Origin of the sequence: Sorangium sp. KYC3313, from assembly GCF_052075895.1 — a bacterium.
GTDB classification, from domain to species: Bacteria; Myxococcota_A; Polyangia; order Polyangiales; family Polyangiaceae; genus Sorangium; species Sorangium cellulosum_B.
The window spans coordinates 3,411,837-3,423,684 of record NZ_CP197255.1; the positions used below are offsets into that span (position 1 = coordinate 3,411,837).

Consider the following 11,848-nt stretch of genomic DNA (forward strand, 5'->3'; position numbering starts at 1 on the left):
GGTCCCGGCGTGCCGAGGGGTGGCCCGGGTCGAGCCGGGGGCGTGACGCACTGCCCTCTGGGCGGGACACCCGTGCGCTCAGGCGTCGACGATGATGTTGAGAATGCTGGTGATCAGCCCCGAGGTGTACGTGGCCGGCATGACCACGCTGCCTGGAGGCGGATTGAGGCCGGACGCCGGGAGGTTCGCCGAGCGAGCCGCGTAGGCTGGCTCCTTCTGGAAGACCTCCGCGCTGAGGTCTGCGTCGAAATAGAGCTGCGTCGTGATCAGCCTGGTCGTGGCTCCGTTGATGCGAGCGAGCATGTGGACGTGGACCGGCCGCCCCGCGTCCGACCCGGGATAGATCGACTTGAAGCCCACGATTCCGTTGCGGTCCGAGAGCTGCACGCCGCGGCAGAACCGATCCTGGCCCTCCGGCGTGCGCTCGGCCGCGCCCGTGGACGGCGTGGAGGGGCCCTGACGCTCGAAGCTGCTGGTTTGCCCATCCGCGTCGCAGTGCCAGATATAGACCTCGGCGTCGGGGATGGGCTCGTGGTTGTTCCGGGCGTCGAGCAGGCGGACATAGAGCCGGAGCTCGCAGCCGGGGTGGTCGTCCCGGATGTCGCTGCGAAACAGGCTGATGTCGTTCGGGATCTCGCTGTCGTCGATGAAGAACGGACCTCCGATGTCCGTGGCGGTCAATCGGCAGCTGCCGGCGCCCTTGAAGATCGACGGATCCAGCGCGTCGGCGCCGCCCGCGCCGCCGCCGGCGCTGCTCGAGCTGGTGGCGATGGGGCCGGCGGTGCTGCTGCCCGAGCTACCAGGGCCGCTCCACGTGCCCCCTCCGCCGCCGGTGCCGCTCCCGCTCAGGTCGCCGCCCCTCTCGTCGTCCTCCCTGCAGGACACGAGTACGGGCCTGGTGATGGCGAACGCCCCGAGCTTGACGAGGGGCTGCCGACGGTTGAAGACCCAGTCGAGCAGATCTCGCGGCACGGCTCCCTGGCTATTACGCATACAACGGTCTCCTTCGATGAGTCGCTGATCTGACCCGTGCAATCACCCTGGCTCGACCGGAGAGGGGGCGGCGTCCCGCCCCGGCGCTGCCCATGCCGGCGCCGTGGCTGACGTTGGGGCGACGGTCGACGCCGCCAGCGCCGCTGGTCGCCGAGGAGGCGCTCGTCGACGCCGCGTCATCGTCATCGGGCGCGTCATCGCTGTTCCCGGCCTCGGACCGGCACGCCACCATGACGAGCGACGGGATGAGCGCGCCGCGGATGGGTCGGAGGGCACGGGTACCGAAGCTGCCCGAGGACAGGCTGCCCCACCCGCTGTTCACGGTGAGACAGTGCTTCAAGGACATACGGGCTTGGCCCTCCTAAGTAAGAACCGGGCGACGCGCCGAGGTGCGCGGTAACGGAGCGACGTACCGCAAATCGTCTCTTTCTCGCCCCGTCTGGCGCTGCCGTGGCAGAACCAGGGCTCTCATCGAAGCAGCCCTGGTGAAGAAATACAGTGCGCGCGGTGCGCACAAGGTTTCCTGTGTGACTCAGACGAATTCCCGGAACGCGCCGATGTGATCACGGCATGGGCTCGAGGAGGGGCCAGGCCGGTCCTCGGAGGCCGCCGCGGGGCACCTGACCAGCGCGCAGCTGGGCGTGGAGGGCCCAGGGGCGCCGCCGGGGGCGCGCTCTCCTGTCGGAAGGCGTCGGAAGGCGTCGGAAGGCGTCGGAAGGCCGACAAACACTTCCGATTTTGCCGTTTGTGGTGTACTAGGCGCCCCCTCGAGAGCTCGAGCCGGACCCGCCGCATGACCCGCATCCTCCTCATCGACGACTCCGCCGCGATGCGGACGTACATGCGAGCGGCGCTCGAGGGGGCGCCGGAGCTCGGTCCGGCGGTCGAGGTGGCCGAGACGGCGAGCGGGTTCGAGGCGCTCCGGCGGATGCACGGGGGCGCTTACGACGCGGTGATCATCGACATCCACCTGCCGGACATCGACGGCCTGGAGCTCATCCGTTTCATCCGGCAGAGCCTGCACCATCGCGACGTCGCGCTCGTCATCGTCTCGTCGATGTCCTCGCCGCGCGAGCGGGAGCGGGCGTTCCGGCTCGGCGCCCATGCGTTCGTCGCCAAGCCGTTCGCCCCGGATACGCTGGTGTCCGCCGTTCGGCGGGGGGTCGCGTCGAGCCAGCTGGGCCTGCGCGTCGCGACGTAGGCGGGCGCGACGCCTCGCGGCGAGGCTTCCGGTGCACCGCTCCGAGCTGGTAGGGTGCGGGCCATGACGCTTCTGTCCCACCTACGCCGCTTCCGCGTGGCTGCGCCGCTGGCGCTGCTCGTCGCGACCGCCTGCTCTGCCTCGTCTCCCGCGCCCCGCGTCGAGCCGCCGCCCGCGGCCGCCGCGCCGTCGCCGGCGTCGTCCGGCGCGCCCGGTGAAGTCGGCCCGACCGGGCTGCTCTCGGAGGAGGACTTCAAGGCCCTCCACCAGCTCAGGGCGGACAAGGCCCCGCCCGCGCGAGGACAGACGGTCGATGTGGCTGGCACGAAGGCGTACCTGAGCCTGCCGCGGGACGCCAAGCCGCCGATCGCGGGCGTCATCGTCATCCACGAGTGGTGGGGCCTGAACGAGCACATCAAGCACTGGACCGATCGCCTCGCGGAGGACGGGTATGCGGCGCTCGCCGTGGACCTCTACGGCGGCAAGGTCGCGACCACGCCGGACGACGCGATGGCGGCGATGAAGGCGGTCGACGAGGCGAAGGGGATCGAGGTCGTGCGCGCGGCGCGCCGCTTCCTCACGACGGACGCGCGCGTCCTCGCGCCGCGCACGGCCTCGATCGGGTGGTGCTTCGGCGGCGCGTGGTCGCTCAAGCTCGCGCTGAACGAGCCCGAGCTCGACGCGGCCGTGATCTACTATGGCCGGCTCGTCACCGACCCCGCGCAGCTCAAGGCGATCAAGGCGCCCGTGCTCGGCATCTTCGGCAACCAGGACAAGGGCATCCCGCCCGAGGTCGTCAACGACTTCGACAAGGCGCTCCACGACGCGGGCATCGAGCACGAGGTGCTCCGGTACGACGCCGACCACGCCTTCGCGAACCCGTCGGGAGAGCGGTACAACACCAAGGCCGCGGCGGACGCGTGGGAGAAGGCGCGGCGGTTCCTGGCGGCGAAGCTGAAGGGGTAATGAGCGGCGGGGCTGGCGAGGAGGGCTCGAGCGGCCATCCCCCTCGCCGGCCAGGCGCTCAGCGGGACTTGAGCCGCTCGATCTCCGCGCGCGCCTGCGCCAGCTGCTTCTCTGTCTCCTCGCGCAGGCGCTGCTCCCCCTCGCGCAGGCGCTGCTCCTCCTCGCGCAGGCGCCGCTCCCTGTCGAGCTCCGCGGCCAGCTCCTCGGCGACGCGCTGCGCTTCCTCCTGGTGGGAGATGACCTGATCGAGCATCCCGCCAAGGCGGGCGATCCTCTCGTCGGCGTCCTCGAGAAGGGCGTTGCCCGCGAAGAAGCGGAGGCGCGTGCCGTCGAGCAGCAGATCGAGGCCGAGCACCTCGGAGGCGAACCGGCCAGCCTGAGGCACGATGCGCTGGTAGGCGCGCGGGCGTGACGGGTCGCTCTCCTGGGCCGCAGGCAGCCTGTAGGCGTGCAGGCGCAGGCGGGCGCGGTCGAAGAGGAAGTACTCGCGGATGCCGAGCCGGGCGTAGCGGTCGACGTTGACCTGGTGATCCTTCGTGCGGCTGCCGGCCACGTGGACCTCGATCACGAGATCGAGCCCCTTGCCCTCGTGGTCGACCACCCACCGCATGCGCTCGTGGGGCTCGACGTCGATCACGGCGAGCAGGTCGGGCGCGAACCGCGGCTCGCCAGGGTAGAAGACGGCGAGCTCGGAAGAGAGGTAGATCTTGCGGGCGCTGCGGCGGAAGAAGCCGTCCAGGGCGTCGAGCGCGTCGCGCTTCGCCTTGCGGTGCGGGTCTCCCTCGGGAGGCATGAGCTCCAGCGGGACCTCGGCGGGGAGCATGTCGACGACGCGCGCGCGCTCGGCCGGGGTCATCCGCGCCCACTGCTCGCTCGTCGGCGCGCGCGGGTCCGCAGGGTCGAAGAGATAGCCGGTAGGGAGGGCCTGAACCACACGCAAAGCCTAGCTCAACCCACCTCGTTCGGGGAGGCTCCCAGGGCGCCGGGCGCCAAGGTGACGCCAAGGTGACCCCTTACGGCGAAGCATCGTTTTGCGTGTGATTTTCAGGGGCGGCCGTCGCTCATCGCCTCAGCGGAGCTCGCGCAGCGCTGCGATGAGCTCCGCCAGCGACGTCGCGTCGCTCCGATCGAGCGCCACCGAGCCCGCGGCGAGCGCCTCGGCGAGCGCGCGCGAGCCCCCGGCCTCCGGCGCGGCGGCGGCGACGGCCGACTCGGCGCGCGCTATCTCCGTCACGAGCGCGCCGAGCGCCGCCGGGTCGATCGCCGCCGCCCTCGCCGTCGCGGAGAGCGCGCCCGCGGCGCTCTCGACCTGCTCGGCAGAGGCGCGCGCCGAAGCGTGGAGCTCCGCCAGGCGCAGCCGCTCGAGCAGCGCGCCGTAGGCCGACTCCATCGCGGCGAGCTCGCGCAACGCGAGCGCCGCCGGGCCCTCCGCTCCCTCTGGGCCGGCCGCGCCGTCTTCGCCGGGCGCGCCGTCTTCATCGGCCGCGCCCGGCGCGCGCCGCTCCGCGAGCTCCACGACCTCGACGCGCGCCGCCCGCACCTCGCCGAGGAACGCCTCGATCGACGCCGCCGCCGGCGCGAGCGCGCCCGCGCCCAGGGTCGCGAGCGCCTGCGTCGCCGCGCGCGGCCGCCGCCGCAGCAGCCGCCGGAGCGGCGCGTTGCACGCGATCCGCAGCGCCGCGGCCTCCGCGGCGGCGAGCACCCGCTGGCCCATCGACAGCTTCAGCGCGGCCTCGTCGCACGCGCGCGCGAGGTCCCCGGCGAGCGCGCTCGCCTCCGGTCGCTCCTCCGACGGCGGCGCGTCCTGCGCGCCGGCGCGCTTCGCCTCGAGCGCGGCGCGCGCGCCGGCAAGCGCGCCCACCGCGGCGCGCAGCCGCGCGACGGCGTCGTCGGCCGCCGCCGTCTCGGCGGCGAGGTCGTCCCCCTCGGCGTACGCGCGCTGGCTCGCCGCGAGCAGCCGGCGCCGCTCGTCGCCGGCCCGCAGCGCCGCGGCGCTCCGGCGGGCCTGGGCCGCCCCGAGCGCCGCCGCGGCGCGCGCCCCGAAGGTCCACGCGCACGCCGCGGTCGCCCCGATCGCGGCCGCGGCGGCGATCCCCACGGCGGCCGTCGGGACGGCCGCGCCCGCGCCCGCGCCCACGCGCAGCCCGACCATCCCGGCCGCGAGCGCGCAGGCCGCCGCGCCCGTGCCGACCGCGCGCGCGCCGCGCTGGCGGGGCGCGGCCTCGAGCGCCGTCACGCCGAGGTAGGCCACCGAGCCGAGCGCCACGAGCAGCAGGGCGAGCGACAGCGGCGACGTCAGCGTGACGAGGAGCCAGCCGAGCAGCGAGACGTCGATCATGGCAGCGCGCCGCTCGCCAGCGCGACCTCCCGGTCCTTCGCGCCGATCGACCCCGGCGCGGTCGTCACCTGGAACGACGCCCCGTCCCACACGATCGTCGTCACCACGAAGCGCACGTCCCTCCCCGGCGGATCGCTGCGGAACCGGACGCGCCACTCGAGGCGCGCGAGCTCCGAGGTGGGCAGCTGCACCGCCGCGAGCCCGACCGCCGGCGCGAAGGTGCCGTCGCCGAGCGCCGCGTCCACCTGGCCGTCCCGCGCCGCGAGGGCGAGCTCCGCGGCGTAGTCCTCCCAGAGCACGACGCGCAGCGCCCCGGGCCCGCTGAAGAGCTGGAGCTCCTTCAGCTTGCGGGCGAGGCTCTCGGCCTCGGCGCCGGCCGCGGGGGCCGCGCCGCCGCCCCCGGCGAGCAGCCGGCCGATGCGCGCCGCCGACAGGAGCCGCGCCCACGCCCGCGGATCGTCGGGCCCCGGCATGCCCTCCGCGGCGGCGACCTTGCGCTGGATGCGGAGCGCCTCGTCGACGCGCCCGCTGCCCGCGGCCGCCGCGGCGAGCCGCAGCCAGCCCTGGGGCTCGGCCGGCGCGAGGTCCGTGAGCGTCGTGTACTGGCGGTACGCCGCCGCGTACCAGCCGTGCCGGAGGTAGACGTCGCCGAGCATCGCGCGCGACGCGGGGCTCGTCGGATCGAACTCGACGACCTCCGAGTACGTGCGCAGCGCGTCCGCCTCGAAGCCGCTCGACGCGAGCACGTCGCCGAGATCGAGCGCGAGCGCCGGGCTCATGAAGCCGCGGTCGCGCAGCCGCCGCCCGTAGGCGAGCGCCTCGTCCTTCCGGCCCGCCTCCGCGAGCAGGCGCACCCGCCGGATCTCCCCCTCCGGGTCGTCGGGCCGGTCGGTGAGCGCCTGCCGCACCAGCGCGAGCCGATCGTCCACCGCCGGGAGCGCCGCGAGCCGCTCGTCGAGGAGCGCCCAGCTCGCCCTGGGATCGACGCCCCCGAAGAGCGTGCGCCGCACCGCCGCGGAGATCGCGGGGTCCACGCTCCGCCTGAGGAGCGCGTGCGCGATGAACCGCCGCGCCTCGGGCTCGCCGGCGAACCGGGCGAGCAGCGCCTCGGCGCCGCCCTCGGTGGACACCCTCGCCTGGAGGAGCGAGAGGAGCGCGGCCCTCGATCGCCAGTCCGGCAGCTCGCAGGTCGTGAGCGCGCCCTCGTAGCGCGCGATGAGCTGCTCCGCCGTCGTGGCGCGGGCGAGGCGCTTCGACCAGACGACGATGCGCTCGGCGAGCGGCCGCCGCGCGGTGTCGCTGCACGGCGCCATCGCGACCTGCGGGCGCCTCGGCGGCGGGGAGGAAGCGGGGCGCGCCGCCGCGGGCGCAGTCCTGCGGGCCTTCTCCAGGCGCGGGATGGCGTCGGACGGCGTGATCGCCCCGCCGCCGCCCGCCGCGCGCTTGAAGCCGGTCGAGCCGATCGCTGCGAGCTCGGACGGCTCGTCGGCCGCCCATGCGCTCATGGGCGCAGCCAGCGGGCGGGGGGCGGCCGGCTGGGTCGCCGTAGCCACCTGCTTCGGCCGCAGGGGCTCTTGCTCCGCCTCCTCGGCCGGGCGCGCCGCCTCGGGCGCAGGGGGCGGGGCCGTCAGCGTGGCGCCGGGGGAGGCGACATCCCCCTTGAGGCCCTGGTCCCGCTCGTTGCCCTGCTCGGCGATCGCCGGCGCCATCGCCGGCGCTGGCGCCGCCGCCTGCGCCCTCGCGCCGTGGCCGCCTTCTTTCGCCGAGCTCTCCTCGTAGGCCGCGCTCGGCTCGCTCTTCGCGCACCCGGCGGCGACGGCCGCGGAGGGCGGCGCGAGCAGCGCCGCGAGCTCGCGCTCTCGCCGGGGCGTGAGCGCCGTCAGCCGCTCGCCCCGGAGCGGCGAGCGCCGCCGCCGGATCCCCTGGTTCACGTAGGCCTGCTCGCTCTCGAGCGCCAGCGTGCTCGTGAACGGCGTGATCAGCCCGTAGTCGAGCCCGAGCTCCACCACCTTGCCCCGGTGCGCCTCGATGTCGTCGCCGTCCGCGAGCAGCCGCCGCATCTTCTCGGCCGCCCAGAAGCGCGGCACCAGCGCCGCGCCGACGCCCCGGTCGAGCGCGATGGGGTGCTCGCGGGTGTACTCCTTCCCCGCGAGCCGCCCCTTCACGATCGCCTTCGTGGGCAGGGCGTGGTGCGTGCGCGCGAGCAGCACCACCTCCTCGCCGCGCGACACCTTGCCGCTCGCGGTGAGCATCGGCTCGTCGAGCCCCGCGCCGAGGTCGATCGCGAGATCGGTGATGGTCGGCGTCTTGATCGCGCCGGCGAGGCGCAGCACCTCGGACGTCGAGCCCTCGGCCTCGTCGATCCGGAACGCCTGTCCTCCCCCGGCGCGCGCGAGCTCACGGAGCAGCGCGTGGTTCGAGTTCTCGCCGACGCCGACGGTGAAGAAGCGCGCGCGCGAGCCCGTGAGCGAGCGCCGGAGCCGCTCCGCGAGGCGCGCGCCCGTCACCTCGCCGCTCGTCGCGAGCCCGTCGCCGATGTAGATGACCGCCGGCTGCTCCTTGCCGTGCACCCGCCCGAGCGCCGACTCGAACAGCGCGCCGAGGTCGGTCGCGCCCCCCGTCGCGTGCTCGGCCAGCCGCGTGAGCGCGGCGGAGATCTCCTTGTCCGACGCCTCGGCCAGCCCGTCCTTCGGGTGCAGGACCGCCGGCGCCGAGTCGAGCGCGATCAGCGCGAAGTGGTCCGACGGCGACATCGCCCGCAGGATCGCCTCGGCGGCCGCCGCCTTCTGCTGCCGCGCCGACTCGTCGGCCGACGCCGACGTGTCCACCACGACGACCAGGTCGGCGGGCAGCTCCTCGAGCTCGGCCCAGTCCACGTCGGGCACGTACCTGGCCATCACGTAGTCCGCGCGGTCCTCGCCCGCGGCGAAGCGCGACACCCGCAGCGGCGACGGCTTGGCCGCGACGGAGGCCTCGAGCTGGAAGTCCGCGCGCGGCTCGTAGCCGCTCCGCCGCATGCTCACCCGCCGCCCGCCGTCCTCGATCACCGCGTCGGCCAGCGTCGCGATCTGCAGCCCCTGGCCGGCCTGGCCGAGATCCACGGACAGGGAGAACTCGCCGATCTGCACCGGATCGCTCGCGCGCATCGGATAAACGTAAGCAATCTTACCTGATGGCGCGCCGAGCATCTCCACGTAGCGCAGCACGACGCGCCGGGAGCCGCTGGCGGGCACGGGGAAGATGCGGGCGCGGTAGCTGTGCCCGTCGACCCACTCGAGCAGCGCCGGCTCGTGGCCGGTCTGCACGGCGGTCTGGTACCGCTGCGCCGCTTCCTTCCGCTCGATGACCTCGCCCTCGACGAGCACGCCGTTGGTCTCCACGGCGAACGAGCTCACGATCGCCCGCTCGGGCACGGTGAACCAGTACCAGCCCTCGACCTGGCGTCCGCCCGGGTTCGAGAAGGTCTGGTCCACCTCGGTCTCGGCGATGCCGTCGCGCAGGACGGCCCGCACGGCCTGCCGGCTGATCTCGAGCGTGCGCGCCTGCGTCCCTGGGGCGCCTTGCAGGTCGACGCCGTAGATCCGGCCGGATCCGCTGCCTTCGCCTGCGAGCGGCCGGTGGTCGCCCATGCCTCCGGTCCAGTCCTCCCAGTAGGCGAGCGGCGCCACCTTGGGCGCGGCGCTGCCGGCGACGGTCGCCTGCTCCCCTGCGTGCACCTCAACGCGCCCGCCGGGGGCCGCGACGACGGCGAGCCCGCGCGCCACGTACACGGTCACGGCGTCGCCCGAGCGCCTCATCGACAGGCCGGCGTCGGCCGCCGAGACGTTGACGTCCCCGAGCGCGTGCGAGAGCCCGCCGCGCCCTTCGGGCGGCGCGTCGAGCCAGACCTCGCCCCGGGCGATCGAGAGCCCCTCTGCGCGGAGCGCGATCTCCGAGTCTGCGCGGAGGAACACCGCCGAGCCGTCGGCGAGCCGGACGAGCGCCCGCGCGCCCTTTCCGGTCGCGAGCTTCGCCCCGACCGGGACGGGGATCCCGGACACCACCGTCGACTTCTTGTCGTCCTGAGCGCTCGCCGCGAGCGTGACCTCCCCCGACGACAGCTCGAGCCGCGCGCCGATGGCGCTGGTCTTCTCGGGCTTCGTCTCGTGGGTCAAGACGAGCGCTGTCACGCTGGCGGCGAGCGCGAGCGCCCCGAGCGCGAGCCGGAAGCGCAGGCCGCGCCTGCGGCGCGCAAGCTCGGCCCCCGCCCTCGCTGCGCCCTCTTCTGCCGGCGTGTCGGCCGGCTCAACCTGTTCGTGCGACGACATCCAAGACCTCCTCGCCGCGGTGGCCCTCGCCCCCGGGAGCCCAGCGCGGGGCCGCATGCAGACGTCCCATGCCCCCCGGCGATCTACCGAAGCGATCGCGCTGGTCATCGTAACGGGAAAGCACGCAGGAAGCGTAGCCCCAAGCCGGAGCGGGACGGCGAGCGGCGCTCATCCGGATGCCGCCTGGCGTGGGGACGAGCTTCGATCCGCCAAGACGCCAAGAGAAGAAGAATTGAACGCCAAGACGCCAAGACGCCAAGACGCCAAGACGCCAAGACGCCAAGACGCCAAGACGCCAAGAGAAGAGAGAAAAGCTCGTGAAGGCGCCAGGAGAAGATTGCGACGCTGGCGCTCCAAGGGTCACCACGCAACGTGGAAATCTTGCTGCGCCACGCCGCTCCGAACGCCGATCGGGCACGCTGCCGCCACGATGGCCGACCGGACGATTCAGAAAAGCAGCGCGGCCTTCTTGATATCGCTCGCGCTGGCGGCCGTCGCCGCCTGCGGAGACGACGGCAGCGGAGAGGCGAGCGCCTCGACGACATCTTCCGCGAGCTCGAGCACAAGCGCGAGCGCCGGGACCGGCGGCGGCTCGACCGGCGAGGGCGGTGCCAGCGGCGGCGCGACAGGTGGCGGCGGCGGCGCGACGGGCGGCGGCGGCGCGACAGGGGGCGGCGGCGCTGGCGGCGTGGGCGGGTCGGCCGGCGGCGGCGGCGCCGCGGTGGAACTCCTGGATCAGCTGCGCGCGCTCGACGTCGCCGAGGTCACGGAAGAGGCGTCCAAGATCCCCGGCTATCGGTTCTTCGTCATCGAGCTCGAACAGCCTGTCGATCACGATGCCCCGGAGGGCGAGCGCTTCCGGCAGCGGCTCGCGCTGCACCACCGCGACTCGAGCGCGCCGCTCGTGCTCGCCGCGACCGGCTACTCGCTGTTTCTCCCCGAGCAGTACATCGAAGAGCCCACCGCGCTCTTGAACGCAAACCAGATCTACATCGAGCACCGGTTCTTCACGCCGTCACGCCCGGAGCCGGCGGATTGGACCAAGATGACGATCGAAGCGGCGGCCGCCGATCACCACCGCGTCGTCGAAGCGTTCCGCACGATCTACCCCGGGAGATGGATCTCCACGGGGGCGAGCAAGGGGGGAATGACCTCCGTCTACCATCGTCGTTTCTACCCCGATGACGTCGACGGCACGGTGGTCTACGTAGCTCCGCTCAGCCGCGGCGTGGAAGATCCACGCTACATCGATTTCCTGAACCAGATCGGCGAGGCCGACTGCCGCGAGCGCATCGCCGCGTTCCGGCGCGAGGTGCTGCTCCGGCGCCGGGCCATGCTCGAGCGCGCGGAGACGGAAGCGGACGCGCTGGGCTTGACGTACGACCTGTTCGGCGTGGAGGCGCAGCTCGAGAGCGCCGTGATATGGCTCCCATTCTACTTCTGGCTCTACTCGCTCGAGGCCACCTGCGGCCAGATCCCGGACGTGTCGGCGTCCGACGACGACCTGTGGCTGGCGCTCGGCCTGATCTCTCCCGTCAGCGCCGGCGCCGACGCTGCGTATCTCGCCTTCGAGCCGTACTACTGGCAATGCTACACAGAGCTCGGCGCCCCCCTGCCCGACACCGCTGATATCGCTGACCTGCTCACGTTCGACTGGGGGGCGGTCGACCGCCTGCCGACCATCCCCATCGAGCCGGAGTTCTCGCCTGCCGCGATGGAGGACGTCGCGCGCTGGGTCGCCACCGAAGGCAGCGAGCTCCTGTTCGTCTACGGCGAGAACGACCCCTGGTCTGCCGGGGCCTTCGATCTCGGCGCGGCGGTGGACTCGTATCGCTATTTCGCGCCGGGCGCCAACCACGGCGCGCACATCGGCGGCCTCGCCCCGGCCGACAGGGACGCCGCGGTGGCGACGCTCGCCCGGTGGGCGGGTGTGCCACGGTCGCTCGTGACGGCGCAGCCCTTGCGCGCAGGCCTCCCCCGCTCTCCGCGCATGCTGCGCCCGCGATTCGCTCTCTGATCTCTTGTCTTTTTCGAGGCGATCAC

7 protein-coding genes are annotated in these 11,848 nt (G+C 73.7%); 3 read left to right on the plus strand and 4 right to left on the minus strand.

Going from position 1 to position 11,848, the window contains the following annotated elements; genetic code table 11:
* Window positions 1-78: 78 nt before the first annotated feature.
* Entirely contained in the window at window positions 79-993 is a 915-nt protein-coding gene (locus tag ACSRUE_RS13325) for a dioxygenase family protein (RefSeq protein ID WP_441291310.1), read from the minus strand.
* 793 nt (window positions 994-1,786) lie between these two features.
* Between ACSRUE_RS13325 and ACSRUE_RS13330 the strand changes: the two genes are divergently transcribed.
* Complete coding sequence (locus ACSRUE_RS13330) at window positions 1,787-2,194, plus strand: response regulator (RefSeq protein ID WP_437764523.1); 408 nt, start codon at window positions 1,787-1,789, stop codon at window positions 2,192-2,194.
* A gap of 63 nt (window positions 2,195-2,257) precedes the next feature.
* Window positions 2,258-3,160 carry a dienelactone hydrolase family protein gene (locus ACSRUE_RS13335; RefSeq protein WP_437764524.1) on the plus strand — a complete coding sequence of 301 codons (903 nt, stop codon included), beginning with the start codon at window positions 2,258-2,260 and terminating at the stop codon, window positions 3,158-3,160.
* Window positions 3,161-3,218: 58 nt separating this feature from the next.
* Here the strand turns inward: ACSRUE_RS13335 and ACSRUE_RS13340 are convergent, their stop codons facing one another.
* The 3 genes from ACSRUE_RS13340 to ACSRUE_RS13350 all read right to left on the minus strand — a co-directional run bounded on the left by ACSRUE_RS13340 (window position 3,219) and on the right by ACSRUE_RS13350 (window position 9,805).
* Window positions 3,219-4,094, minus strand: coding sequence for a Uma2 family endonuclease (locus ACSRUE_RS13340; RefSeq protein WP_441291311.1), 876 nt, complete (start codon window positions 4,092-4,094; stop codon window positions 3,219-3,221).
* A 135-nt stretch (window positions 4,095-4,229) separates the two neighbouring features.
* Window positions 4,230-5,498: a hypothetical protein gene (locus ACSRUE_RS13345; RefSeq protein ID WP_441291312.1), complete on the minus strand. Its 1,269-nt coding sequence runs from the start codon at window positions 5,496-5,498 to the stop codon at window positions 4,230-4,232.
* Window positions 5,495-9,805 (minus strand): VIT domain-containing protein, encoded by a 4,311-nt coding sequence (locus ACSRUE_RS13350; protein ID WP_441291313.1) that lies wholly within the window; start codon window positions 9,803-9,805, stop codon window positions 5,495-5,497. Before ACSRUE_RS13350 ends, ACSRUE_RS13345 begins: the two co-directional genes overlap by 4 nt.
* A 469-nt stretch (window positions 9,806-10,274) precedes the next feature.
* Between ACSRUE_RS13350 and ACSRUE_RS13355 the strand changes: the two genes are divergently transcribed.
* Window positions 10,275-11,822: a S28 family serine protease gene (locus ACSRUE_RS13355; RefSeq protein ID WP_441291314.1), complete on the plus strand. Its 1,548-nt coding sequence runs from the start codon at window positions 10,275-10,277 to the stop codon at window positions 11,820-11,822.
* Window positions 11,823-11,848 lie beyond the last annotated feature (26 nt).